At 66.0% G+C, this 25672-nt stretch carries 26 protein-coding genes and 1 riboswitch; of the genes, 12 read left to right on the forward strand and 14 right to left on the reverse strand.

The window, feature by feature from the left end:
• The first annotated feature begins 34 nt into the window (after positions 1 to 34).
• Together SPHN_RS12890 and thiC are read left to right on the forward strand one after the other, a co-directional pair.
• The gene (locus tag SPHN_RS12890; RefSeq protein ID WP_282580563.1) at positions 35 to 913 is read left to right on the forward strand and encodes an outer membrane protein; all 879 of its coding nucleotides are present in this window, start codon (positions 35 to 37) and stop codon (positions 911 to 913) included.
• 450 nt (positions 914 to 1363) lie between these two features.
• A riboswitch (TPP riboswitch) is annotated at positions 1364 to 1473 on the forward strand.
• 39 nt (positions 1474 to 1512) lie between these two features.
• Complete coding sequence (gene thiC / locus SPHN_RS12895; protein ID WP_248523884.1) at positions 1513 to 3432, forward strand: phosphomethylpyrimidine synthase ThiC; 1920 nt, start codon at positions 1513 to 1515, stop codon at positions 3430 to 3432.
• A gap of 149 nt (positions 3433 to 3581) precedes the next feature.
• Here thiC and dprA read toward each other — a convergent pair whose 3' ends face one another.
• Together dprA and plsY are read right to left on the reverse strand one after the other, a co-directional pair.
• Positions 3582 to 4673 (reverse strand): DNA-processing protein DprA, encoded by a 1092-nt coding sequence (gene dprA, locus SPHN_RS12900; protein WP_248523886.1) that lies wholly within the window; start codon positions 4671 to 4673, stop codon positions 3582 to 3584.
• The gene (plsY, locus tag SPHN_RS12905; RefSeq protein WP_248523889.1) at positions 4666 to 5280 is read right to left on the reverse strand and encodes a glycerol-3-phosphate 1-O-acyltransferase PlsY; all 615 of its coding nucleotides are present in this window, start codon (positions 5278 to 5280) and stop codon (positions 4666 to 4668) included. Before plsY ends, dprA begins: the two co-directional genes overlap by 8 nt.
• Before the next feature lie 217 nt (positions 5281 to 5497).
• Between plsY and murI the strand changes: the two genes are divergently transcribed.
• Positions 5498 to 6286, forward strand: coding sequence for a glutamate racemase (gene murI, locus SPHN_RS12910; protein WP_248523891.1), 789 nt, complete (start codon positions 5498 to 5500; stop codon positions 6284 to 6286).
• A gap of 136 nt (positions 6287 to 6422) precedes the next feature.
• Positions 6423 to 7685: a 5-aminolevulinate synthase gene (hemA, locus tag SPHN_RS12915; protein ID WP_248524039.1), complete on the forward strand. Its 1263-nt coding sequence runs from the start codon at positions 6423 to 6425 to the stop codon at positions 7683 to 7685.
• Positions 7686 to 7716: 31 nt separating this feature from the next.
• Here hemA and SPHN_RS12920 read toward each other — a convergent pair whose 3' ends face one another.
• From SPHN_RS12920 to SPHN_RS12940, 5 genes are all read right to left on the reverse strand, one after another.
• Positions 7717 to 8232, reverse strand: coding sequence for a Uma2 family endonuclease (locus SPHN_RS12920; protein ID WP_248523894.1), 516 nt, complete (start codon positions 8230 to 8232; stop codon positions 7717 to 7719).
• A 93-nt stretch (positions 8233 to 8325) separates the two neighbouring features.
• A complete protein-coding gene (locus SPHN_RS12925; protein WP_248523896.1) occupies positions 8326 to 8790 on the reverse strand; it encodes a DUF3429 domain-containing protein in 465 nt (154 codons plus the stop codon).
• Between the two features lie 21 nt (positions 8791 to 8811).
• Entirely contained in the window at positions 8812 to 9534 is a 723-nt protein-coding gene (locus tag SPHN_RS12930; protein ID WP_248523898.1) for an anti-sigma factor, read from the reverse strand.
• On the reverse strand, positions 9527 to 10096 hold the full coding sequence (locus SPHN_RS12935) for a sigma-70 family RNA polymerase sigma factor (RefSeq protein WP_248523899.1): 570 nt from the start codon (positions 10094 to 10096) through the stop codon (positions 9527 to 9529). Before SPHN_RS12935 ends, SPHN_RS12930 begins: the two co-directional genes overlap by 8 nt.
• Positions 10097 to 10106: 10 nt before the next feature.
• Positions 10107 to 10523 carry a hypothetical protein gene (locus SPHN_RS12940; protein ID WP_248523901.1) on the reverse strand — a complete coding sequence of 139 codons (417 nt, stop codon included), beginning with the start codon at positions 10521 to 10523 and terminating at the stop codon, positions 10107 to 10109.
• Positions 10524 to 10738: 215 nt separating this feature from the next.
• On the opposite strand from SPHN_RS12940, the gene rpiB reads away from it, so the two are divergent.
• The 5 genes from rpiB to SPHN_RS12965 all read left to right on the forward strand — a co-directional run bounded on the left by rpiB (position 10739) and on the right by SPHN_RS12965 (position 14569).
• Positions 10739 to 11173: a ribose 5-phosphate isomerase B gene (gene rpiB, locus SPHN_RS12945; protein WP_248523903.1), complete on the forward strand. Its 435-nt coding sequence runs from the start codon at positions 10739 to 10741 to the stop codon at positions 11171 to 11173.
• Complete coding sequence (gene glyA, locus SPHN_RS12950; protein WP_248523905.1) at positions 11170 to 12492, forward strand: serine hydroxymethyltransferase; 1323 nt, start codon at positions 11170 to 11172, stop codon at positions 12490 to 12492. Before rpiB ends, glyA begins: the two co-directional genes overlap by 4 nt.
• Positions 12493 to 12495: 3 nt before the next feature.
• Positions 12496 to 12675 carry a hypothetical protein gene (locus tag SPHN_RS12955; protein WP_031394946.1) on the forward strand — a complete coding sequence of 60 codons (180 nt, stop codon included), beginning with the start codon at positions 12496 to 12498 and terminating at the stop codon, positions 12673 to 12675.
• Positions 12676 to 13140, forward strand: coding sequence for a transcriptional regulator NrdR (gene nrdR / locus SPHN_RS12960; protein WP_248523907.1), 465 nt, complete (start codon positions 12676 to 12678; stop codon positions 13138 to 13140).
• Positions 13141 to 13336: 196 nt separating this feature from the next.
• Positions 13337 to 14569 (forward strand): TrmH family RNA methyltransferase, encoded by a 1233-nt coding sequence (locus SPHN_RS12965; RefSeq protein WP_248523909.1) that lies wholly within the window; start codon positions 13337 to 13339, stop codon positions 14567 to 14569.
• Between the two features lie 133 nt (positions 14570 to 14702).
• On the opposite strand, the gene SPHN_RS12970 is transcribed toward SPHN_RS12965, so the two are convergent.
• Entirely contained in the window at positions 14703 to 15002 is a 300-nt protein-coding gene (locus SPHN_RS12970) for a chorismate mutase (RefSeq protein ID WP_248523911.1), read from the reverse strand.
• Between the two features lie 207 nt (positions 15003 to 15209).
• Here SPHN_RS12970 and rpsD point away from each other — a divergent pair, with 207 nt between their 5' ends.
• Positions 15210 to 15824, forward strand: coding sequence for a 30S ribosomal protein S4 (gene rpsD, locus SPHN_RS12975; RefSeq protein ID WP_056017869.1), 615 nt, complete (start codon positions 15210 to 15212; stop codon positions 15822 to 15824).
• 116 nt (positions 15825 to 15940) lie between these two features.
• Here rpsD and SPHN_RS12980 read toward each other — a convergent pair whose 3' ends face one another.
• Entirely contained in the window at positions 15941 to 17893 is a 1953-nt protein-coding gene (locus tag SPHN_RS12980) for an alpha/beta hydrolase family protein (RefSeq protein ID WP_248523912.1), read from the reverse strand.
• 178 nt (positions 17894 to 18071) lie between these two features.
• On the opposite strand from SPHN_RS12980, the gene SPHN_RS12985 reads away from it, so the two are divergent.
• Both SPHN_RS12985 and SPHN_RS12990 read left to right on the forward strand, forming a co-directional pair.
• Positions 18072 to 19715, forward strand: coding sequence for a M28 family metallopeptidase (locus SPHN_RS12985; RefSeq protein WP_248523914.1), 1644 nt, complete (start codon positions 18072 to 18074; stop codon positions 19713 to 19715).
• Position 19716: 1 nt separating this feature from the next.
• On the forward strand, positions 19717 to 20682 hold the full coding sequence (locus SPHN_RS12990) for an agmatine deiminase family protein (protein WP_248523916.1): 966 nt from the start codon (positions 19717 to 19719) through the stop codon (positions 20680 to 20682).
• Between the two features lie 323 nt (positions 20683 to 21005).
• On the opposite strand, the gene SPHN_RS12995 is transcribed toward SPHN_RS12990, so the two are convergent.
• The 5 genes from SPHN_RS12995 to SPHN_RS13015 all read right to left on the reverse strand — a co-directional run bounded on the left by SPHN_RS12995 (position 21006) and on the right by SPHN_RS13015 (position 25668).
• Positions 21006 to 21875: a class I SAM-dependent methyltransferase gene (locus SPHN_RS12995; protein ID WP_248523917.1), complete on the reverse strand. Its 870-nt coding sequence runs from the start codon at positions 21873 to 21875 to the stop codon at positions 21006 to 21008.
• Entirely contained in the window at positions 21872 to 23272 is a 1401-nt protein-coding gene (thrC, locus tag SPHN_RS13000) for a threonine synthase (protein WP_248523919.1), read from the reverse strand. Before thrC ends, SPHN_RS12995 begins: the two co-directional genes overlap by 4 nt.
• A 219-nt stretch (positions 23273 to 23491) precedes the next feature.
• Entirely contained in the window at positions 23492 to 24112 is a 621-nt protein-coding gene (locus SPHN_RS13005) for an SURF1 family cytochrome oxidase biogenesis protein (RefSeq protein WP_332797057.1), read from the reverse strand.
• Positions 24109 to 24492: a DUF983 domain-containing protein gene (locus SPHN_RS13010; RefSeq protein WP_248523921.1), complete on the reverse strand. Its 384-nt coding sequence runs from the start codon at positions 24490 to 24492 to the stop codon at positions 24109 to 24111. The genes SPHN_RS13005 and SPHN_RS13010 overlap by 4 nt, the downstream gene beginning before the upstream one ends.
• A 249-nt stretch (positions 24493 to 24741) precedes the next feature.
• Entirely contained in the window at positions 24742 to 25668 is a 927-nt protein-coding gene (locus SPHN_RS13015) for a cytochrome c oxidase subunit 3 (RefSeq protein ID WP_248523923.1), read from the reverse strand.
• Between the last annotated feature and the right edge of the window lie 4 nt (positions 25669 to 25672).

Consider the following 25672-nt stretch of genomic DNA (forward strand, 5'->3'; position numbering starts at 1 on the left):
CAGGAGCGCCGCGATCCTTGTTTGGGGAATGACCATGAAACACTTCACAAAGCTCACCATGCTCGCCGGTCTCGCGACCGCGGGCATTTTTGCCGTTCCCGCCGCCGCGCAGGACATGACCACCGACCGGGACAGCAAGCCGTTCTCGGGTGTCTACATCGGCGCGGCCGGCGGCTACGACGTCCAGCCCAACGATGTCGGCTCGTCGATCCTGTTCGATCGCAACGGCGACGGCAATTTCAACGAAAGCGTCAACACCATCACCGGTGGCAACGCGTTCTCGCCGGGCTTCTGCAACGGTTCCGCGCGCACCGCGGTCGTCGATTTCGGGTGCCGCAACGACGATGACGGCTGGTCCTATTATGGCCGCGCCGGCTTCGACGTGCAGAGCGGCCCGTTCGTGGTCGGCCTGGTCGGCGAATTCGGCAAGTCCGACATCACCGACAGCGTCGCCGGTTTCTCGACCACGCCCGCCAGCTACACGATGGCCCGCAAGCTGAAATGGGAAGCTTCGGCTCGCGTCCGCGCCGGCCTCGCCGCGCGCAACACGCTGTTCTACGCCACCGGCGGCGCCGGCTATGCCAAGATCGACAATCTGTTCTTCACCACCAACACCGCCAACGCGTTCGCAGCTACCGGCTCGAACAATCGCTGGGGTTATGTCGGCGGCGGCGGCATCGAGCAGAAGCTGACCCGGAACATCTCGATCGGCATGGAATACACCTATCACCAGTACAAGGACGACGACGCCCGTGTTCTCGTGACTGCCGGCACCGCGCTTGCGGGCAGCCCGGTCTTGCTGGCGAACAACCCATTCGTGCTAGCTCCGAATACCAGCGGCACCACCTTCCGCCGCAGCGACGAGAACTTCCGCTGGCATTCGCTGCGCGGGACGGTGTCGTTTAGATTTTAAGGCATGACGTAACCAATCACTCCGTCACCCCGGACTAGTTCCGGGGTCCACCGCGCCGCAAAATCGACACCCCCGATTGCGCGGCACGGTGGATGCCGGAACAAGCCCGGCATGACGAAGTAATCTTGGCTCTGCCACACTGAAAGGCCGCAGCCCCAAACCAGGGCAGCGGCCTTTTCCTTTGTCTGCACAACCTCAATCCTCCCCCGCCAGGGGGAGGTGGCACCGAAGGTGACGGAGGGGGAGGACGCGCAACAGCAGTTACCCTTACCGCCCCCTCCGTCTGGCAAGCGCCAGCCACCTCCCCCTTGCGGGGGAGGATCGCAAAGGCACCGCCCCCACTCCCGTTCGCCCTGAGCGAAGTCGAAGGGCAGGCCCAAACGCAAACGCCTCGACTGTCCGCACCACCACCAAATTCCCCATTGCACCCCATCCCAAGCCGCCTATGCTCACCCCACCCCGGGGGAGCGCTAATCCGCGCTTGAGAGGAAGGCTGGAGCCTTCGACCCGCTGAACCTGATCCGGTTGATACCGGCGGAGGGAGGGAGCGGTCGCCACAGAACCGCAATCCTTGCTCCGAGACCTTTAGGAGCAAGCGCATGGCCGACATCGAAGTACGCATCCCGACAGCAGACATCGGCGTAACCACCGGCCCGATCCGAGGCTCGCGGAAAATCCACGTCGCGGTCCCCTCCAGCCCCGACGTCCGCGTCGCCATGCGCGAGATCGTCTTGGACCCAAGCTGCTCCGAGCCCCCCCTGCGCGTCTACGACACCAGCGGCCCTTACACCGACCCACGCGCGCAAATCGACATCAACGCCGGCTTGCCGCCAATCCGCCGCCAATGGATCGAGGCTCGCGCCGATGTCGAGAGCTACGACGCGCGTGAAATCCGCCCCGAGGACAACGGGCAGTTGGGCCCGGACCGCTCCGGCGGCGTCCCGCAATTCCCCGGCAGCATCAAGCGGCCCTTGCGTGCGAAGGCAGGCCAGAACGTCAGCCAGATGCACTACGCGCGACGTGGGATCATCACCCCTGAAATGGAATACGTCGCCACCCGCGAGAACCTCGGCCGCGCGATGCTCAAGGAGTACAGGCGAGACGGCGAGAGCTTCGGCGCGCAGATCCCCGACTTCGTCACCCCGGAATTCGTCCGCGACGAGATCGCTCGCGGCCGCGCGATCATCCCCAACAACATCAACCATCCCGAATCCGAACCGATGGCGATCGGCCGCAACTTCCTCGTCAAGATCAACGCCAACATCGGCAACAGCGCGGTCGCCAGCAACGTCGCCGCCGAAGTCGACAAGCTCGTCTGGTCGATCCGCTGGGGCGCCGACACGGTCATGGACCTCAGCACCGGCCGCAACATCCACGACACCCGCGAATGGATCCTGCGCAACTCGCCCGTCCCGATCGGTACCGTGCCGATCTACCAGGCGCTCGAAAAGGTCGGCGGCGTCGCCGAAGACCTCACCTGGGAGATCTTCCGCGACACGCTGATCGAGCAGGCCGAGCAGGGCGTCGATTACTTCACGATCCACGCCGGCGTCCGCCTCGCCTACATCCCGATGACCGCGAAACGCGTCACCGGCATCGTCTCGCGCGGCGGCTCGATCATGGCGAAATGGTGCCTCAGCCACCACAAGGAGAGCTTCCTCTACGAGCGCTTCGACGAGATCACCGAGATCATGAAGGCGTACGACATCGCCTACAGCCTCGGCGACGGCCTGCGCCCCGGCTCGATCGCCGACGCCAACGACGAAGCGCAGTTCAGCGAACTGTTTACGCTCGGCGAACTCACTCACCGCGCGTGGAAATCTGATGTCCAAGTCATGATCGAAGGCCCCGGCCACGTGCCGATGCACAAGATCAAGGAGAACATGGACAAGCAACTCGAGGTCTGCGGCGAGGCGCCGTTCTACACGCTAGGGCCGCTCACCACCGACATAGCCCCCGGCTACGACCACATCACCAGCGGCATCGGCGCCGCGATGATCGGTTGGTACGGCACCGCGATGCTCTGCTACGTCACGCCGAAGGAGCATCTCGGCTTGCCGGATCGCGACGACGTGAAGGTCGGCGTAGTCACGTACAAGCTGGCCGCGCATGCCGCGGATCTGGCGAAGGGGCATCCGGCGGCGCAGATGCGCGACGATGCGCTGTCACGTGCGCGCTTCGAGTTTCGCTGGCGCGATCAGTTCAACCTGTCGCTCGATCCCGACACGGCGGAGTCCTATCACGACCAGACGTTGCCGGCCGAGGGCGCCAAGACCGCGCATTTCTGCTCGATGTGCGGGCCGAAATTCTGCTCGATGAAGATCACGCAGGAGGTCCGCGACTTTGCCGCCAAGCAGAACGCGCCGGCGGATACGTTCCTTGCGGCGGACGTCGATGCGGGTGATGTTGAGCGGGCGATCTTCGCGACCGGCAACAACGCCGACGCGGAGAAGGGCATGGCCGACATGAGCGAGAAGTTCCGCGCGAAAGGCAGCGAGATCTATCTGCCGGCGGAGTGATCGGAGACTGTGCGATCCTCCCCCGCCAGGGGGAGGTGGCGCGTAGCGACGGAGGGGGAGGACACGGAACTGACGTGGTCGTTTACCTCCCCCTCCGTCTGGCAAGCGCCAGCCACCTCCCCCTGGCGGGGGAGGATCAGTCTTACCGATCAGGTCAGGCTGGCGCGGCCGCCGGCGTGGCGGTCGAGGCGGCCGGCGAGTTCGAGTTCCAATAGCACCGTGTGGACGACGGCGGGGCTCAGGCGCGACTGGCGGATGAGTTCGTCGATCGCGACGGGGACGGGGCCGAGCAGGTCGGTGATCCGGCACCGGTCGGTATCGGTCGCGTCTTCGGCGGGGGAGCCTGCATAGGCGTCGATCGGCGAACGGACCGAGCGCGGGTCGAACGGGCGGATCTGTTCGAGGATGTCGCCGGCGGACTGCACCAGCGTGGCGCCTTCGCGGATCAGCAGGTTGCAGCCTTGCGCGCGGGGATCGAGCGGGCTGCCGGGGACGGCCATGACTTCGCGGCCGGATTCGTTGGCGAGGCGCGCGGTGATCAGCGAGCCGGATTTCGGGACGGCCTCGACCACCACGGTACCGATCGCGAGGCCCGCGATGATGCGGTTGCGCGAGGGGAAATTGCGCGCTTTCGGCTCGGTGCCGGGGGGCTGTTCGGCGAGCAGGAGGCCTTCGGTGGCGACGCGCTCCTGCAACGCGGTGTTGTCGGGCGGGTAGGCGATGTCGATGCCGCTGGCGATCACGCCGATCGTGCCGCCGCTGGAGCCCGCGCCGAGCGCGCCGATATGGGCGGCGGTGTCGATGCCGCGGGCTAGGCCGGAGACGATCGTCGTGCCTTCTTCGGCGAGTTGCAGCGCCAATTGTCTCGCAAAGCGGCACGCGGCGGCGGACGCATTGCGCGCGCCGACCATGGCGATGCAGGGGCGGGTGGCGTGGGTGAGGTCGCCGCGGAAGATCAGCGCTGGGGGCGCCGTCTCGATCTCGGCGAGCAGGCGGGGATACTCGGCGTCGTCGAGGAAGAGGTAACGCGCGCCGAGTTTCGCGGTTGCGGTGATTTCGCGTTCGGCCAGCGCCGCCTCGGCGATCCGGGGGCTGCGTCCGCCGCCGCGTTGGGCGAGCATCGGGAGCGCCTCGATGGCGGCGTCCGCGCTGCCGAAGCGGGCGATGAGCTGGCGATAGGTGACCGGTCCGATCCCGGTCGTGCGGATGAGCCGAAGACGTGAGACCGTCGGGTCAGCCACTCGTTTTCCGGCTGGAGCCGATCCGCGGCTCGGTGCCCGAGAACAGACGCTCGACGTTCTCACGGTGCTTCCATAAGACGATCAGCGCTAGTGCGAGGAGGAGCAGGACTAGGTCGAAACGACCGAACAGCGCGGCGGCAAACGGCGCGCTGAGCGCGGCGGCCATGCCGGCGACCGAGGATATGCGAAGGCCCGCCAGAAGGCCCAGCCAGACGACCGCGTAGACCAATCCGAGCGGCCAGTAGAGCGCGACGACGATCCCCATCAGCGTGGCGACGCCCTTCCCGCCCTTGAACTTCAGCCAGACCGGGTAGCAATGGCCGATGAATGCACCGGCCGCGGCCAGCAGCGCGTTGCCGGGGAACAGGTGTGCGACCAGCAGGACGGCGACCGCGCCCTTGGCCATGTCGAGCAGCAGCGTGGCGGCGGCGAGACCCTTCCGTCCGGTGCGCAATACGTTGGTGGCGCCGATGTTGCCCGAGCCGATCGTCCGCAGATCGCCTGCGCCGCCGAGCCGCGTGAGGATGACGCCGAACGGGATCGAGCCGAGCAGATAGCTGAGCACGAGCGATAGCGTGGGCGCGACCCAGAGAATTTCCGTCTGCAAGTATGTCCCCCGTTCCGAGGGCGCTTATAAACGACGCGGGGCTGACGGCAAATGGCGTCGAGCGGGTGCCGACCTCACAGCACCCTCCGTCATCCTGACGAAAGTCAGGACCCAGAGCCACGGAGGACAACGCTTGCAACCCTGGGTCCTGACTTTCGTCAGGATGACGGGGGGAAGGCTCTGGTTTGCCTAAGGCGTTCCGTCCTAAGGCGCATGGATGGACACGCGCCCCATTCTGTTCTTCGATTCCGGTGTCGGCGGGTTGTCGATCGTCGGTCCGGCGCGCGCCGCACTTCCGGATGCGCCGTTCGTCTACGCCGCCGACTCGGCCGGGTTTCCCTACGGCACGAAGAGCGAGGTCGAGATCGCCGCCCGCGTGCCGGTGTTGCTGGGCCGGCTGGCGGAGCGGTATCGGCCGCGGTTGATCGTGATCGCGTGCAACACCGCCTCGACGATCGCGTTGCCGGTGGTGCGCGCGGCGCTCGATTTGCCAGTGGTCGGGACGGTGCCGGCGATCAAGCCCGCTGCCGCGCTGTCGGTCATGCGGACGATCGGCGTGCTGGGGACCGAGGCAACCGTGCGGCAGGCGTATGTCGATGATCTGGCGGCGCGGTTCGCGGGCGATTGCACGGTGCTGCGCTACGGCTCGGCGGCATTGGTCGAGATGGCGGAGGCCAAGCTGCACGGGCGGGCGGTGGCGCCGGAGCGTTATGCGGCGGTGCTCGACGGGCTGTTTTCACAACCCGGCGGCGATCGGATCGATGTGATCGTCAACGCCTGCACGCACTTCCCGCTGGTCGAGGCAGAGTTGGCCGCGGCGGCGCCCGGGGTGCGGTTCGTCGACGGCGGTCCCGGCATCGCGCGACGGATCGTTCACCTGATGCAGGGCGAATCATGGTCGGGAGCGGGCGAGGGTGTCGCGGTCTTCACTCGGTTGGGGGAAGACGAACATGCGCTAGGACCCGCCCTGGCGGCACGTGGGTTCACCACGATTGAGCAGCTTTAGGCGTTAACCTGGGACAATGTGGCATCTTGCTTCGGGCGCGCATCGTGGCAATGTGCTGCCAGGACGAGGAAAGCGATCACCGTAAGAGCGGTATTACGCTGGAACTGAGTGAAAGTGAGGCGTAGTGCCCAAGGCCATGATTATCGACGGCAAAACGGCAACGGACGGCATTAGTGGTCCGCGAGTCGATTATTCGCGCGTGTTCACGCAGGCGATCGACCGGTTGCATGCCGAGGGGCGCTACCGCGTGTTCATCGACATCCTCCGCAACAAGGGTGCGTTTCCGAACGCGCGTTGTTTTGCCGGGCATAACGGGCCGAAGCCGATCACGGTGTGGTGCTCGAACGATTATCTCGCGATGGGCCAGCATCCCAAGGTGATCGCGGCGATGGAAGAGGCGCTGCACGACGTCGGCGCGGGCTCGGGCGGCACGCGCAACATCGGCGGCAACACGCATTACCATGTCGATCTGGAGGGCGAACTCGCCGACCTGCACGGCAAGGAAGCGGCTTTGCTGTTCACGAGCGGGTACGTCTCGAACGAGGCGACCTTGGCGACCTTGGCGAAGGTGCTGCCGGGCTGCATCATCTTTTCGGACGAACTGAACCACGCGTCGATGATCGCGGGGATTCGCAACTCGGGCTGCGAGAAGCGCGTGTTCCGCCACAACGATCTCGCGCATCTGGAAGAATTGCTGGCCGCGGAAGACCCTGCCGCGCCGAAGCTTATCGCGTTCGAGAGCGTGTATTCGATGGAGGGCGACATCGCGCCGATCTCCGCGGTGTGCGATCTCGCCGACCGGTACAACGCGCTGACCTATTGCGACGAAGTCCATGCGGTCGGGATGTACGGCGCGCGTGGCGGCGGCATCTCGGAGCGGGACGAGGTCGCGCACCGGATCACGATTCTCGAGGGTACGCTGGGCAAGGCGTTCGGCGTGATGGGAGGCTATATCGCCGCCGACCGCACGATCGTCGACGTCATCCGGTCCTATGCGCCGGGATTCATCTTCACGACCTCGCTGTCGCCGGTGCTGGTCGCTGGCGTTCTCGCGAGCGTTCGGCATCTGAAGGCGTCGAGCGTCGAGCGCGAGGGGCAGCAGGCTTCCGCTGCGATGCTCAAGGCGATGCTGAAGGACGCCGGGCTGCCGGTGATGATCGGCGACACGCATATCGTGCCGCTGATGGTCGGCGACCCGGTCAAGGCGAAGAAGATCAGCGACGTGCTGCTCGCCGAATACGGCGTGTATGTGCAGCCGATCAACTACCCGACCGTGCCGCGCGGCACCGAGCGGCTGCGCTTCACGCCGGGACCTGCGCATACCGAGGCGATGATGCGCGAACTGACCGACGCGCTGGTGGAGATCTGGAGCCGGCTGGATCTGCGCAAGGCTGCCTGAGGCTGGTCCCGCCCAGGCGGGGCAGCGATAGTTAGTCGATCGTGATGGTGCCGTCGGTGCCGGGGACGTCGAGGGCTTCGCCAAAGCCAACCGAATGGAAGCGCGTATAATCGCCTTCCACAGGTTTGGCGTAAACGTGGACCACGGATCTGCTGCCATCGACGACCCAGTAATGCGGAATGCCGCCGCGCGCATAAGCGAAGCGCTTCATCGTGGTGTCGCGCGCAACCGACGTTTCCGCGACTTCGACGACGAGCAGGAAGTCGGCGGCGAGCAACAGGCGGTTTTCTTCAACCGATGTACGTAGAACTGCGACGTCGCAACCAAGCACCGTATCGTTACCCAGATCGACGCCGGCCTCGCCAACGATTCTCGACTCAGCAAATAGACGCGACAGGCGAATGGCAATCTTGGCCTGGCGCGACGCGTGCGCAAACTGGGGCGGGTTCATCCGGACGAGTTCCCCTTCGACCAGTTCGACTTTCATGTCGTCGAACGCGCCGGACTCACCCATGCGTAGGAACTCGGCGGTGGTGAAACGCGCCATTTCCTGCCGATCGGTGCGGAGACTCGCGGCGAATGTATTCATGACCGATTCGTACCATGAATCGAGCCAACCAGCGAATCGTACGGCGTGGCCTTAAAGCGCGGCGGCCAGCAATGTCAGGACGCCGAGGCCGAGCGACAAGGGCACGCGCAAGGCCATCCAGCCGGGCGGAGCGAGGCCGGCGCGGACCAGCGCGCGGTCGACAAGCAATGCACCGATCAAGCTGATACCGAGCACCACCAGCGACGGGCCGGGCCAGCGCAGGCCGACCATCCAGGGCCAGGCGGTCGCCAGCGCGATCAGCGACGGGGCGACGCTCGCGAACCAGAGCCAGCGGGGCGGTGAATCGGTGCGCGCGGCGAGGCCCCACCAGAGGCCGCCGAGGAAGCTCAGGATGATCGCGGCATAGGCGTAGGCGATCGCCAGCGCGGAATAGCGACTTTGCGGATCGCCGCTCAGCAGCAGCGCTACCGCCGCGAGTTGCGGGAGCAGGCCACTCAATCCCAGCAGGCGCGCGATCGGCGGGATGCCGCCGGTCGCGGTAGGTCGCGTGGTCATCAGACGGGCATCAAACGGGCATCAGACGCGGGCGACCACGCCGGTCGCGACGACCGGGCCGGTCGGCAGGCCGGTCGGCGAGCCGCCAATCGGTTCGACCGAGATGGCGAGCGTAGCGCCGGTGGCTATGCGACCGCGGTCGACACCCCTTGGTGCCAGTACGGTCGGCTGGCCCGACAGCAGGCCGAGCGAATGCGGCACGCCGTCACCGCCGATCACCCAGAGCTCTGCGACTCGTGCCTGCGGGACGCCGGGGCCCGCCGCGACCCGGAGCGCGCCGTTGGCAGGATCGTAGATCGCCGCGATCGGCGACTTCGCATCGCCCAGCATCGCAACGAGCACGCTGGTCGGTCGCGGGACCGGAATCGGTTGCGACACCGGTACGGTCGGCTCAGGACGGAGCATGACGAACAGCAGCAGGCACGCCGCGATCGCGCTGGTGAAGGCGGTTAGCGCGGGCCACGGGAAGCGGCTGGCCTTGGCGGGTGTCGTCGTGCCGATCGCCGCGCCGTCGAGGCTCGCTTCGATCCGCTCGGCGATATGCGACGGCGCGGCGCGTTCGGGCCACAGGTCGAATAGCGCTGCCAGGCGCGACCGCCACCATTCGACCTGTGCGGCAAAACCGGGTTCGGCAAGTACGCGACGCAGAGCCACGCTCCGCTCTTCGCCTTCGAGCAGCCCGAGCGCGAGTTCGGCGGCCGCCACATCTTGGGGCACGCCAGTATCGGCGATCGAATCAGCCATCGAGACAGTCCTTCAGGCGCGCGAGACCGCGGCGGACCCAGCTCTTCATCGTGCCCAGCGGCACGGCGCGCTTGATCGCGAGTTCGGCGTAGGTGACGCCGTCGAAGAACGCGGTACGAATCGCGTCGCGCTGTTGCGGTTCGAGGCTGTCGAGGCATTCGATCAGTTCACGTGACGATTCGCTGGCGAGCAACGCCGCTTCGGCCCCTTCGCCGGGGTCGGCGATGTCGGGCGCGTCGTCGAGCGGGCTGGTACGGCGGACGCCCTGCGCGCGCTGCCAATCGATGGCGCGGTTGCGCGCGATCGTCGCCAACCAGGTTATCGGGCTCGCGCGGCCGGGTTCCCAGGCACCGGCGCGTTTCCAGATCGTGAGATAGACCTCGTGCAGCACATCCTCCGCGGCTTGGGCGTTGCCACAGATACGGTGGGTGATGCCGAAAAGCTTCGCGCTGGTCAGCGTATAGAGTTCGCGAAATGCCTCGCGATCCTCCTGGCCGGTACGCAGCAGCACTTCGGAGAGGTGCGCGCGGGCGGCGTCTGCGTTCAGATGTGCGGTTGTCACGACGGCGAACCTAGCGGCTAAGTCGGTCGCGGCAATAGCCTTCGCCGGGCTTTACGGTGAGGCAGTCGGATTTGCCGGACAGATATTTGAGCCCGGTCGCATCGCCGTCGGTCGGGCGCAGGGTCTCGGGAATGTCGTTGCGGATGAACGTGATGGTCCTGCCGTTCGCGGTGCCGTCGAATGTGCCCTTATGGTCGAGGTCCCACTGCATCGTCAGATCGTAGTGACCGGGCGCGCCGGCGTGGGCGATATCGAGGACCATGCCCTCCACCCCGACCCAGCGGCCGGCATAGTCGCGCGGTGCGGGTGCGGTCGCTTTGCGCTCGACTGACCCTGCCGACGTCATGTTGCCGTCGCTGCTGGTGTCGGGTGCGGCGCCCGAGCAGGCGGCGAGCGCTACGGTTGCGAGCAGAGTGAGGGCTTTCATGGACGTCTCCTTCACGGTCGGCGTTCAGCGTGGATGCCGACCTTAGCGCGTCATCCTGACGAAAGTCAGGACCCAGAGCCACGGGTGATGCGCTATGTTACTCTGCGTCCTGACAATTGTCAGGATGACGAAGCCGCTGCGAACAGGTGTGGCAAATCCGGCCCCGTGCCGGTAAGGGGCTGGGCACCCGATCTCCCGTCACAGGAACACGCCAGGTGCGCATCGCCATCGCGTCCGATCACGCCGCCGTTTCGTTGAAAGCGGTGCTCGCAACGTGGTTGCGGGATATGGGGCATGACGTGCTCGATCTCGGGCCAGAGGGCACCGCCAGCGTCGATTATCCCGATTACGGGTACAAGCTCGCGTCTGCCATCGCCGATGGCAGCGCGGAACGCGGTATTGCGCTGTGTGGCTCCGGGATCGGCATTTCGATCGCCGCCAACCGTAACTCCGCCTGCCGCTGCGCGCTCGTCTCCGAACCGCTGTCGGCGAGCCTAGCGCGCGTGCATAACGACGCCAACGCCATCGCGATGGGCGCGCGCCTGATCGGCGAGGAAATGGCCAAGGCGTGCGTCGAAGCGTTTCTCACCGCCGATTTTGCCGGCGGCCGTCATCAACTCCGTGTCGACAAGTTAAAGGTCCCCGCATGAGCACCCAGCCCGAAACCCTCCAGCGCGAACTCCACGACGTCCAGCCGGACGGCTTTTTCACGCGCACTCTCGCCGATGCGGATGCCGCCGTGTTCGCCGGCGTCGAGGCCGAACTCGAACGTGAGCAGACACAGATCGAGCTGATCGCGTCCGAGAACATCGTCTCGAAGGCGGTGCTCGAGGCGCAGGGCTCGGTGTTCACGAACAAGTACGCCGAGGGTTATCCGGGCAAGCGTTACTACCAGGGCTGCGCGCCGTCCGACGTGGTCGAGACGCTCGCGATCGAGCGCGCCAAGCAGATCTTCGGCTGCGGGTTCGTCAACGTGCAGCCGCATTCGGGCGCGCAGGCGAACGGCGCGGTGATGCTCGCGCTGGTCAAGCCGGGCGACACGATCCTCGGCATGAGCCTCGATGCGGGCGGTCACCTGACGCATGGCGCGAAGCCGGCGATGTCGGGCAAGTGGTTCAACGCGATCCAGTACGGCGTCGATGCGACCACGCACCTGATCGACTACGACCAGGTCGAGGCGCTGGCGGTCGAGCATCAGCCTAAGCTGATCATCGCGGGCGGTTCGGCCTACCCACGCACGATCGACTTTGCGCGCTTCCGGGCGATCGCGGACAAGGTCGGCGCGTATTTCATGGTCGACATGGCGCATTTCGCCGGGATCGTCGCGGCTGGCCTGCACCCGACGCCGTTCGGCCACGCGCATGTCGTGACGACCACCACGCACAAGACGCTGCGGGGCCCGCGCGGCGGCATGATCATGACCAATGACGAGGCGCTGGCGAAGAAGTTCAACTCGGCGGTGTTCCCGGGCCTTCAGGGTGGGCCGCTGATGCATGTGATCGCGGCGAAGGCGGTTGCGTTCGGCGAGGCGCTGCAGCCCGATTTCAAGAGCTACATCGCGGCCGTCGTCGAGAACGCGAAGGTGCTGGCGGCAACGCTCAAGGAGCGTGGCTCGGACGTCGTCTCGGGCGGCACCGACACGCATCTCGCGCTGATCGACCTCACGCCGCTGGGCATCACCGGTCGCGATGCGGACGAGGCGCTGGAGCGCGCAGGCATCACCTGCAACAAGAACGGCATCCCCAACGATCCGCTGCCGCCGGTCAAGACCAGCGGCATCCGCGTCGGTTCGCCCGCGGGTACGACGCGCGGCTTCGGCCCGGCGGAGTTCCGCGAGATCGGCAACATGGTCGCCGACGTGCTGGACGGCCTCGCGAAAAAGGGCGAGCATGGGGACCCGGAAGTCGAGGCGGACGTTCGGACCCGCGTGCGGGCCCTGTGTGCACGCTTCCCGATCTATCAAGGATAAGACATGTCGAAGATCGATGACATCCAGAACGACATCAAGGCGACCCCCGGCCTCGGCAAGAGCATGGCCAAGTGGAGCGCACTCGGCGCGGTCGTGGCGATCCCGGTGCCGGTGATCGGCCCGATCTTCGGCGCGCTCGCGGGCGCGGGCTACGCCTATTACAAGGGCAAGAAGAAGGTCTGAATGCGCTGCCCCTTCTGCGGACATGAAGACAGCCAGGTAAAGGACAGCCGCCCCACCGAAGATGGGGCGGCGATCCGACGCCGGCGCCAGTGCGAGGGGTGCGCCGCGCGTTTCACGACGTTCGAGCGTATCCAGTTGCGCGAGCTGTTCGTGTTGAAGAGTGAGGGGCGCAGGGAGCCGTTCGACCGGGAGAAGCTGCTGCGGTCGTTGTCGATTGCGATGCGGAAGCGAGCGATCGAGGCCGGGCGGATCGAGAAACTCGTGAGCGGGATCCAGCGTCGGCTGGAGACGCTGGGGGAGAATGATGTCACGTCGAAGCGGATCGGCGAGATGGTGATGGACGGGCTCAAGGGGCTCGATTCGGTCGCGTATATCCGGTTTGCGAGTGTGTATCGGGATTTTAGCGAGGCTAAGGACTTCGAGGCTTTTGCCGGGAGTGTCGAGGAGGTTGGGCGGGCGGAGTGATCTGGGGCTGTCCTTCGATACACGCTCTCGACTTCGCTCGATCGCTACTCGGGACGAACGGAAGGGGGGGAAGTCCGAGCCTTTCGCGACGCCCCTGGCAGGTAGGCCACCCTTCCTGTACCTGTGGTCCATCCCCTTCCGTTCGTTCTGAGTAGGGACTGAGCCCGGCGAAGGCCCGTATCGAAGGACAGGTTGCATGAGCTTTTACGCCTACATGCTCCGCTGTTCCGACGGCAGCTACTACATCGGCCACACCGACGCGCTTGAACGCCGGATCGCGCAGCACCAGCACGGTGAGTTGCCGGGATACACCCACAACCGGCGCCCGGTGACGCTGATATGGGCGCAGGATTTTCCGAGCCGGATCGAAGCACTTGAGGCGGAACGCCAGCTAAAGGGATGGAGCCGCGCGAAGAAAGAAGCATTGGCGGCGGGCGATTGGGAGGCGGTGCGCTTTCTCGCGCGCAAATCCTTCGATACGGGTCTTCGGCTTCGCTCAGCCCCTACTCAGGACGAACGGGGTGGGGTGGGTGAGCGGGATGGTTTGGCCGAGCACGATGGATTGGCCGAGCACGACGAATTTGATGAGCTTGGCGAGATTGGTGGATTTGGCGACGTGATTGACGAATACATGATTGGTACGGACGCGGCTGGCGGCAGCGAAGTGCTCCCGGATGGGGCAAGCATGGCTGGCGCTTTGACTCCACCCCCCGTCATCGTCCTCGTCCGCCCCCAGCTCGGCGAGAACATCGGCAAGGCCGCGCGCGCCATGCTCAACTTCGGGCTCACCGAAATGCGTCTCGTCTCCCCGCGGGACGGCTGGCCCAACCCCTCCGCCGGCCCCGCCGCCAGCGGTGCCGACATCGTTCTCCAGGACGCGCAGGTGTACGACAGCGTCGCCGCCGCCACCGCCGACTGCGCGCAGGTGTATGCCACGACGGTCCGCAAGCGCGGCGTGACCAAGCCGGTCGTGACCCCCGAACAGGCCGCGACCGAGATCCACGCCGCCCCCGGCCGCTCCGCGATCCTGTTCGGGCCCGAGCGCTCGGGCCTCGAAACCGACGACGTCGCGGTGGCGCGGACGATCATCACCGTGCCGATCAATCCGGAATTCGGATCGCTCAACCTCGCCCAGGCGGTGATCCTGGTCGCCTATGAATGGTCGAAAGGCCTCACCGCCGAGCGCGAACTGTCGCAGCCGTCGATCAACCCGATCATGCCGCCCGCACCGCAGGAGGAGCTCGACGGGATGATCGGGCAGCTCGATGCTATGCTGATGAGGGCGGGGTTCTTCCACCTGCCCGACAAGATGCAGTCGACGCGGCGGACTCTCCGCACGCTGCTGACCAAGCCGGGCTGGTCGAGCCAGGAGATCCGGACCCTCCGCGGGGTGCTGTCGTCGCTGGCGGGGAAGAGGCCGCGGGTCTGATCCCCGACTGACCCACCAGCCTCCGTTCGCCCTGAGCGAAGTCGAAGGGTGTGCCCCAAGCGAAGGTGCTTCGACTTCGCTCAGCACGAACGGGGTGGGTGGACGGGGTGGGGTTTGGGGCTTGTCGGACGTTTTAGCGCCGGTCGAACGCAGCTAGCTCATACGCGATCGAGGCTTCGACCAAGACCTCCCACAAGTCCGCTATGACCGCGTCCGGCAGCCCCAACCTTACCGCCTCCGCCCGCGCATTCTCGATCACCTGAGTCTTCCGCGCCTCGTCGCGCACATGCCCGCGCTCCGGCTTGATGCGCGCGGCGGCGTCCATGTATGCGAAGCGCTTGGCGAGCAGCGCAACCAAGTCGCGGTCGAGCGCGTCGACGCCTGCGCGGACCTCGGTCATGGTGGTGCAATCGGGGCCGGATAGGATAGTCATCGCGGTCTCTTGCCGACCCTCTCGCACCCTGTCCAGCATGACCGCCGAGCTTGACTCTGGCGCCCCCTCCGTCTAGGCGCCCGCCTTCGCAATGGCCCTGCACCCCGGTGAAGCGGTGGCCCTGCCTTGTCCGGACCTTTGGGTCTTAACGACGACCAGCAGAGCGATACCGGGACCAACGTTGTTTGCATTTGCAAAGGTTATACTATGTCGAAGCGTCAAAGCGCGAAGTACAAACTCGATCGCCGTATGGGCGAGAACATCTGGGGTCGTCCCAAGTCGCCGGTCAACAAGCGCGAATACGGCCCGGGCCAGCACGGCCAGCGCCGCAAGGGCAAGGTCAGCGATTTCGGTATCCAGCTGCGCGCCAAGCAGAAGCTCAAGGGCTATTACGGCGACGTGACCGAGAAGCAGTTCCGTGCGTGCTACCATGAGGCTGCGCGTCTGAAGGGCGATACCTCGCAGAACCTCATCGGCCTGCTCGAGCAGCGCCTCGACATGATCGTCTACCGCGCAAAGTTCGCGCCGACGATCTTCGCCGCTCGCCAGATCGTCTCGCACGGCCACATCCGCGTCAACGGCGTGAAGTGCAACATCGCCTCGCGTCGCTGCTTCGTCGGCGACGAGATCACGCTTGGTTCGAAGGCGCAGGAAATGGCGCTGGTCATGGAAGCGCAGAGCCTCGCCGAGCGCGAGATCCCCGACTACGTCGCTCCCGACGGTGCGGCCAAGGTTACCTTCACGCGCGTCCCGACGCTCGACGAAGTGCCTTATCCGGTGAAGATGGAGCCGAACCTGGTCGTCGAGTTCTACTCGCGCTGAGTTGAGTATAACGAGACCGGCCGGCGGTGCTCAGGCACCGTCCGACGACGTGGCTTCGCCACGGCGCGGTTTGGAACAGAAAAGGGCGGTCCCGTTGGGGCCGCCCTTTTTTCGTGTCACATCCCCAAGGAAGCCCGCAGGAAGGCATCTGCCTTCGTCAGCATCGCGGTCCGCGCGACGTCGTCATCGAGTTGGTGATCGAGTCCCGTAAACTCGACCAGTTCGACCTCGCCGCCGGCGCCCTTTAGTTTCGACGCCATCAATCGAGACTCGCCGATGCCGACGTTGCGATCCTGGTCGCCGTGGAACAGCAGCACGGGCACCTTGATCTTGTCGGCATGGCGCGCGGGCGACCCTGCCTGGATATGTGGTCCGTGGCCGATAAAGGCGTCGACCATGGTGTAGTTGCTGAAATTGCGGGCTTCTGATCGCAGCGCCTCGAGATCGGTCACCGGCGCGATCGCGACGATCGCCTTGAACAGCCCAGGATCGAGCACCGCAGATTGCAACGCCGCATAGCCGCCATAAGACCAGCCGACGATCGCCAGCTTGTCTGGTGCGGCGATCCCCTGCGACACCAGCCAGCGGCCGGCATCATCGACATCGGCGATTGCGGTCCGCCACGACTGGAAGCCATTTTTCTGGAACCAGGCGGAGCCATAGCCGGTTGAGCCGCGGAAGTTGGGCTGGAGCACCGCGAACCCGCGTGCGGCGAAATACTGCGACAGCCAGTCGAAGCCCCATTCATCGCGTGCGCCCGGTAAGCCATGCGGCATCACGATCGCGGGCAGGCCCTTGCCGTCGCGTCCCGCGGGTAGCGTTAGGTAGCCGGGGATCATCGTGCCGTCGGCGGCCTGGAAGGTGATCGCTTTGACGGGGGCAAGCGTCGCCTTCGCCAACTCCTGCCGCGCAGGCAGAACTTCGCCCATTTTCTTGGTGGTGCGGTCGAGCAGGTAATAGCGGCCGGGATCGACATCGCTGCCGGCGAATAGCAACAGCTTGGTTTCGTCCGCGCTGGCATCGACGAAGGTGATGATCGGCTGGCCCGGCAGCGCCCGGTGCAGCGATGCCGCAAGTGTCTTCAGGGCAGGATCGAAGAACGCCACTTCGCGTCGATCGGTGGCGTAGGACGCGCCGACGACGCGATTCTGCCGGCCGATCCGGATCAGTGTGTCGACATCGACATCGGGTCGCGTGAGAACGAGGTTTCGCTTCAGGCTGCCGTCGAGCGTGATGCTGTACAGCGCCTGGCGTCCGTCCGCATCGTCGAAACCATAGACGACGTTCAGGCCGTGATCGACTGCATAGGGATCAAAGCCGATGGACCCACCGCTCGGTTGCGCGACGACTTGGCTGAGCGGCAGCCAGTTACGATCGTCGGGCTTGCGGTAGGAATAGACGATCTTGCCGCGATCATAGCCCGAACTGGATTTCTCACGTGTCCCCATGATCCGGACCGTGCCACGACCGTCGCTGATATATTCGGCGGCAGAATTGCGGGCTGGTTCGACGGTTCGACGCGACAGCGTGAGGGTATCGATCCGTTCGACGCCCAGACCATCCGCGCTGCTGGCGAGATGGGTGCCGATTGTGCTTTCAGGAACGAACTTGCGCGTCATCAGGACCGCGCCATTCACGCCGTCGGCGGTCCAGTCGATGACTGCGCCGCCGTCCTGCATGATGTCGAGCGAACGGTCGTTGGTGCGTGCGCTGAGCATCTTCATGTTGCCGCCGTCGCTGTCGACCGCCAACGCCCGGCTGAAACCAAGCAGTCCGGCCCCGCTTTGCGCGGTGGTTGAGATGCGGCAGATCAGTCGGGTGTTCGTCGACCAGTGACAATCGCGCAGGCTCTCGGGATCGCCGGACGACATGAGGATCGCGTCGCCGATCTTGCCGCTGGCCATGTCGAAGATGCGCAGCGCGGCACCACGGCCACGGGTCGGGATGAGGATCGCGATGCGCGCGCCGTCGGGCGACATGCTCATCTGCTGGAGCTCGCGTGCGCCGAATGCGGCCGCCACTGGGCCGGCGGGGTCGACCGCGGCCTGCGCCGCTGGAACGGTCAGCATGCCCCCGATCGCGACACCAGCGCCTGCTCTCCTCAGCAACCGCATCATCATCATCTTCCCCCGATAAGGTCCCTGAGCGCGATCCTATCGACGATGGGGAGGACGGCAAGCATAGCGGTGCTTGCGTGGTGCAGGAGGCGCTGCCAGAACGCCCGCCAACGTATCGGGGGAGACGATCATGCGCGCCGCTATCTTGCCTTTTTTGCTGCTCGGGACCGCCGCGTCCGCTCAGACGTCGTCGACACCCGCTCCCGCGATCTCGGTCGAGACGTTGAAGACCGTCACGCAGGTGCTGTCGTCGGACGCGTATGAAGGCCGCGCGCCGACCACCCCCGCCGAGGCGAAGACGGTTGGCTATATCGTGGAGCGGATGAAAGCGGCGGGGCTCAAGCCCGGCAACAAGGGCGCATGGACGCAGGACGTGCCGATGGTTGAGATCACCGCGACCGCCGTGCAGCCCTATGTCTTCACAGGTGGCAAGACGCCCGTAAGCCTCGCCTATCGTACCGAAATGGTCGCGGGCACCTATCGCGTAGTACCGAAGGTATCGGTGGCGAACAGCGACGTGGTGTTCGTCGGCTATGGCATAACCGCACCCGAAAAGGGCTGGGACGATTATGCCGGCGTCGACGTGAACGGGAAGACGGTCGTCATCCTCATCAACGACGCCGACTGGCAGACGATGTCGCGTGAGGGGCCGTTCGAGGGGCGCGCGATGACGTGGTACGGGCGCTGGCCGTACAAGTTCGAGAACGCCGCCAAGCACGGCGCCGCGGCGGCGATCATCGTCCATGATACCGAGCCGGCGGCGTATCCGTGGGCGGTGGTGCAGTCGTCCTGGACCGGGCCGCAGCTGGAACTGGACGAGAAGGGCGATCATCTCGACCAGTCGCAGATCGTCGGCTGGATGCAGCGCGCGTCGGCCGAGCGCGTGTTCGCGAGCGCGGGCAAGGATTACGCGACGCTCGCCGCGGCGGCGAAGGTGAAAGGGTTCAAGGCGGTGCCGCTCGGGCTGAAGCTGTCGGGCGGGTTCACCAACACCATCAAGCGCCAGGCGTCGAAGAACGTCATCGGCGTGCTGCCGGGGACTGCGAAACCCGACGATTACGTGATGTATTCGGCGCATTGGGATCATCTCGGGCGCTGCGATCCGGTCGATGGCGACGACATCTGCAACGGGGCTGCGGATAACGCGACGGGTGTCGCCGGACTGATCGCGCTGGCCGAGGCGCAGGCCAAGGCGGGCCCGGCCAAGCGCTCGATCGCGTTCCTGGCGGTGACTGCGGAGGAGTCCGGGCTGCTCGGGTCGCGTTATTATGCCGAGCACCCGATCTATCCGCTGGCGCACACCGTCGGCGGGGTGAACATGGACGTGCTCAACACCGATGGCCGCGCCAAGGACTTCGTCCTGGTCGGCGCAGGGAAATCCGAGATCGAGGATCTGGTGAAGCCGTTCGTCGCTGCCGAGGGCCGCGTGATCGGCGTCGAGGCGAACCCGGAGCGGGGCGGCTATTACCGGTCGGATCACTTCAGTTTTGCCAAATTGGGCGTGCCGATGCTCGATGGCGGCAGCGGCGAGGATATGGTCGTCGGCGGCACCGCGGCGGGGCATGCCGCGCGCGAGGATTATGTCGCACACCGCTATCACAAGCCCGCGGACGAATATGACGCGAAGTGGGACTGGTCGGGCGTGGTCGACGACCTGACGATCTATTACGGCCTCGGGCGGAAGCTTGCGGACGATACCAGTCTGTGGCCGAACTGGTATAAGACCGCCGAATTCCGCGGCATTCGTGACCGCGACCGCGCAGGAGCCAAGTGAAGTGACGACGACCACCCCCGCCGAATGGGCGCATCATAAAGCCGTCTGGATCGGCTTTCCTAGCCATGCGGACCTATGGCTGGAGGATCTGGAGCCGGCGCGGGACGAGGTCGTTGCGTTCGCCAAGGCGGTGCATGCCGAGGGCCGGGGCGAGACGGTTATCCTGGTTGCGGCGGACGTCGGGTCGGCGACCACCGCCAAGAAGCTGGCGCCGTTCGCGCAGGTGGTGGTCGAGCCGTTCGGCGATATCTGGCTGCGCGATACCGCGCCGATCATCGTCGGCGACGGCAGCGCGCGCGACTTCCGGTTCAACGGCTGGGGCGGGAAATACGATCTGCCGGGTGACGACACGATCGGGCAGCGGCTGGCGGCGAGCCGGCACAAGCGGGTCGAGACGTGCGACTGGGTGCTCGAAGGCGGCGCGATCGATGGCGACGGCACCGGGACGGTCGTGACGACACAACAGTGCCTGCTCAACCGCAACCGCAATCCGTCCCTCAGCAAGGCGGATATCGAGGCGCGGCTGGCGTCGGATCTGGGCTATACCCGCGTGGTGTGGCTGGGTGACGGATTGGTCAACGATCATACCGACGGTCATGTCGACAACCTCGCGCGGTTCGTCGGCGAGGGGCGCGTAGCGATCCCGAAGCCGACCGATAACGATCCGAACTGGCAGGTGTACCAGAACGCGGCGCGAGACGCGCGGGCGGCGGGGCTGGAGGTCGTGACGATCCCGTCGCCGGGCCGCGTGCTGCGCGACGAGGAGGTCGTGCCGGCGAGCTATATGAACTTCTATATCGGCAATGCCGCGGTGGTGGTGCCGTTGTACGGGGCTGAGAACGACCAGGCGGCGGTGGTGGCGATCCAGGCGCTGTTTCCGGACCGTGAGGTGGTGGGGCAGCGTGCGGATCATATCCTGACGGGCGGCGGGAGCTTCCACTGCATCTCGCAGCAGATTCCGGGGTAGCCCGGTAACTGCCGTTCGTCCTGAGTAGCTGTCGAGTAGCTCCGCAAAGGAGCGTATCGAGACGGCGTATCGAAGGACAGGTTGGCGCGCGGAACCTGTACCTCGATACGAACCCTCGATACGCCCGAGCGGGCTACTCGGTCTCTACTCGGCACGAACGGTATGGGAGCTGCCGGGTTTGTCCCGTCCCCTGTATCAACCACCACCCCGGCGAAGGCCGGGGCCCAATTGGGGGGCGTAGCCAACGGAGGACCACCCTTCGTTACGCCAACCTTTCCAATTGGGCCCCGGCCTCCGCCGGGGTGGTGGCTAGCGGAGCGGGCTCAGCGGCTCCAGCGGGCCCAGATTGCGGTGGGGAGCGTCAGCCCGCGCGCTTCTTCGCGGACGCCCAACTCGCCGACTTCGACCTTGCCGGGGAGATCCGCGAAGACCTGGTTCAGCAACTCCCCGATCGCCAGCGCGGACATCCGCACCGCGTAGACGGTCAGGAACAGAAACCGCGAATTCTCGTCGAGCAGCCTGCGGCAGTCGGCGATCAGCTTCGGCAGATCTTCCTCCAGCCGCCAGACCTCGCCCTCCGGCCCACGCCCATATTTCGGCGGATCGAGCAGAATCCCGTCATACCGCCGCCCCCGGCGCACTTCGCGCGCGACGAACTTCGCGGCGTCGTCGGTCATCCAGCGGATCGGCGCGTCGGCCATGCCCGACAGTTTCGCGTTGGCCTTGGCCGCCTCGACCGACTTCTTCGACGCGTCGACGTGCACCATGCGCACGCCCTTGGTCGCCATCGCCAGCGTGCCGACGCCGGTATAGCCGAACAGGTTCATGCATTCGGGGCTGTCGAGCCCCGCGACGCGCTCGCGCATCCAGCTCCACACCGGCGCCATGTCGGGGAAGAATCCGAGGTGGCGGAACGGCGTGGTCTGCGCGGTGTACGACACCTCGTTCCACTTTAGCGTCCAACCTTCGCGGGGCACGGGTTCGGAGAATTCCCAGCGACCGCCGCCGTCCTCGTCGGAGCCGGGGACGAATTCGCCCTGCGCCTGCCAGTCGGTCAAGGCGGGCGCCCACATCGCCTGTGGCTCGGGCCGGATGAAGCGGAAGCGGCCATAGCGTTCGAGCTTCTTGCCGTGGCCGGAGTCGATCAGGCCGTAATCCGCCCAGGGTTCGCCGATGAGGGTTTCGAGATTCATGCCGACGGCTTTGCCCGCTCGGTGATGTAGGCGGTGATCGCCTCGAACGTCGCCGGCAGAGTTGCGTAGCGCTCCTCACGCTGGAACAGGTCGCCGACGCGGGCGGGGAGCGACGGACGGACGCCCGTGGCGCGCTCGACCGCGTCGCCGAACTTGGCCGGGTGCGCGGTGGCGAGCGTCACGATCGGCACGCCGGCGGGGACTTCGGTACGCAGCGCTGCGGCGAGGCCGATCGCGGTATGCGGGTCGATCACTTGGCCGGCATGCTCGTGTGCCCAGCGCATCGCCAGCGTCATGTCGTCGAGGTCGATGCGCTCGCTCTGGAAGAGGGCGGAGGCGCCTTGCGACTGCGCGTTGGTAAGGCGCATCGCTCCCGAAGCTTCGAAGCCGGCCATCTGTGCGGCCAGCGCGGCACCGTCACGATCGCCGAGGTCGAACAACAGGCGCTCGAAATTCGAGCTCACCTGGATGTCCATCGACGGGGTCGGGGTCTGCTGGACGCCGCCCTTCGAGTAATCGCCGGTGCTGAGCGCGCGGTGGAGGATGTCGTTGACGTTGGTCGCAACGACCAGCTTGGCCACCGGAAGCCCCATCTTCGCCGCGACATAGCCGGCGAATACGTCGCCGAAATTGCCGGTCGGCACCGAGAATGCGACTTCGCGCTCGGGCGCGCCGAGGCGGACGGCGGCGTAGAAAAAGTAGACTACCTGCGCCATCAGCCGGGCCCAGTTGATCGAGTTGACCGCCGACAGCGCGAACCGGTCGGAGAAGGCGCGGTCGTTGAACATCGCCTTTACGAGCGCCTGCGCATCGTCGAAGCTGCCCTCGATCGCGATGTTGTAGACATTGGGGCTGAGCACCGTGGTCATCTGGCGGCGCTGCACGTCGGAGATGCGGCTGACCGGGTGGAGCATGAAGATGTCGATGCCCTCGCGTCCGGCGACCGCGTCGATCGCCGCCGAGCCGGTGTCGCCGCTGGTCGCGCCGACGATCGTCAGGCGCTTGGTCGTACCGGCGAGGAAGCGCTCGAAGAACAGGCCGAGCAGCTGGAGCGCGACGTCCTTGAACGCGAGCGTCGGGCCGTGGAACAGTTCGAGCAGCCACTGGTCATGGTCGAGCTGGACCAGCGGGGTCACCGCTGCGTGCGAGAAGCGGCCGTATGCCTGTTCGCAGAGGGCCTTCAGCTCGTCGCGGGACATCGCATCGCCGACGAATGGGGTCATCACGGCGACCGCGGTGTCGACATACGAGAGCCCGGCGAGCGCAACGATCTCGTCGCGGGTCATCGTCGGCCACCCCTCGGGGAGGTAGAGGCCACCATCGGACGCGAGGCCGGTAAGCGTCGCCGCTTCGAAATCGAGGATTGGCGCCGAGCCGCGGGTGCTGATGTAACGCATGGCCAAGCCGGTTAGCGAATGGGCGGGAAGGCGACAAGCTTTCGGGCGCGCGCGGTGTGTGATCCCGTCGGTCCCCAGTTCCCAGTCCCTTACGTCAGCGGCAGTCCGTTGCCCCTAGCCCCGTTCCGTCACCCCAGCGAAAGCTGGGGTATCTCACGAGGCAGATGAAGCGAGCCAAACGGGGATATCCCAGCTTTCGCTGGGATGACGGTGTTTGATCTATCGTGCGTCCGAGTCCGGTCGTGACCGGCGGCGCAGCGCCAAGGTGTAGATGATCGCGGCGATGGCGGCGAAGAAGAACCATTGGCCGGCATAAGCGAGGTGGTTGTTGGGGACGGAGGCGAGGTCGGGCTTGCCGTTGGGATTGAGGCCGGCCTGCGGCGTGTCCGCGACCAGCATCAGGCGCTGCGGGGTGTGATCGAACAGCGATCCGATCAGTGATCGGCCGTCGGGCGCGTGGCTGATGAAGCCTGAGACTTCGCCGCCGGGCCAGTTCACCTTGGTCATCGGATCGCGCGTGGTGCCGAGCTGGACGACCATCCCCGGACCTTCCGCGCCGGTGCTGCACTCGGCGATCGCGCGGAACCCGGATTTGCCGGCGCCGGCGAGTTTGATCTCGGTCGGCTGGAGGCACAGGCCCGACGCGCGGCGGAACAGGAGCGTTTCGTCGGGGAAGCGCGGGAAGGCCATGGTCGGCTTGGCGGGGTTGGCGGCGAGCTGCGCCAGGAATGCTTCCTTTTTTGGGAGGCGGTCGAGCAGTTGCCACAGGCCGAGGCCGATCATCGCCGCGATCGCGAGCGTGACGAGGATGGTCGGGACGACGGGTATGCGCTTGGTCACGGGTCGATTCGGCCTTCGCGGGCTGCGTTGCGGTATTCGGCGGACATTAGCGCGCCCTTGGCGGCGCGTAGGGACAGCACGACTCCGGCGGCGGTGAAGGGGATCCAGATCAGCATGTGCAGCCAGAGCGGCGGGTGGACCTTGAGTTCCAAAGTGATCGCTAGGGTCACGACGAGGGCGCCGAGGATCAGCGTGAGGAAGGCGGCAGGGCCGTCGCCGACGTTGAACTTAGAGAAGTCGAGGCCGCAGTTCGGGCAGCGGTCGGCGAAGTTGGACCATTTGGCGAAGAGCGTGCGCTTGCCGCAGCGGGGGCACAGGCCTTTCAGCGCGACCTGGGCGATCGAGGGGGCTGTGGCGAGGGGGTAGGGGTCTTCGGTCATGCGGTCAGCGCTCCCCTTGTTTCCCCGCGAAGGCGGGGATCCAGACTGGGCTCCCGCCTTCGCGGGAGAACAATGGGAGGGAGACGGCCGGCTTATTCGCCACCACCCCGGCGGAGGCCGGGGCCCAGTTGGGGGACGTTGCTGACAGAGTCCCGCGCTTCGTTACTGCGACCTTGCCAACTGGGCCCCGGCCTTCGCCGGGGTGGTTGCCGAGGTCGGGGTGGCGGCCGAAGATGGGGTGGTAAAAGCTCAACCCCCGTGGACGGGTGCGCCCCAGCCGCCCCAGACGTAGACGGTGACGAACAGGAACAGCCACACGACGTCGACGAAATGCCAGTACCACGCCGCCGCCTCGAAGCCGAAATGCTGCTTCGGGGTGAAGTCGCCGCGGTACGCGCGGACCAGGCAGACGATCAGGAAGATCGTGCCGATCAGCACGTGGAAGCCATGGAAACCGGTCGCCATGAAGAATGCCGCGCCGTAGTTGATGCCCTTGAACGGGAAAGGCGCGTGGACGTACTCATACGCCTGGATTGCGCTGAACAGCGCGCCGAGGATCACGGTCAACCACAGGCCCTTGAGCACGCCGTCGCGGTTGCCGACGCCGATCAGGCCCCATGCGCCGGTCTTTTCGCCGCCGCGCTGGTTGTGGATCAACGCATGATGCGCCCAGGTCACGGTGGTGCCCGAGGTCAGCAGGATCAGCGTGTTGAGCAGCGGCAGTTCGAACGGGTTGATGACCGTCAGGCCTTTCGGAGGCCATTGCGCGACGATCGCCGCACCGCCTTCGACGGCGCGCGTGACGCTGCCGTCGGCATAGGTCATTGCGGTCGGGAACAGCGAGAAATCGAAGAACGCCCAGAACCAGCCGACGAAGAACATCACTTCGGAGGCGATGAACAGGATCATGCCGTAGCGGAAATGAAGCTGCACGACCGGCGTATGATCGCCCGCGCGGGCCTCCTGGATGACCTGCGCCCACCAGCTGTAGAAGGTGAAGAGCAGCCCGGCGAGGCCGATGAAGAAGATCCAGCCGCCGCCATTGGGCTTGTCGATATGCCCGCCATGCATCCACATGATGCCGCCCACCGCCATGATCAGCGCCGAGAACGAGCCGACCAGCGGCCACACGCTCGGCGGCAGGATATGGTAATCATGGTTCTTGGCGCCGGCCATCGGT

Source organism: Sphingomonas faeni (genome assembly GCF_023195535.1).
GTDB lineage: Bacteria > Pseudomonadota > Alphaproteobacteria > Sphingomonadales > Sphingomonadaceae > Sphingomonas > Sphingomonas faeni_B.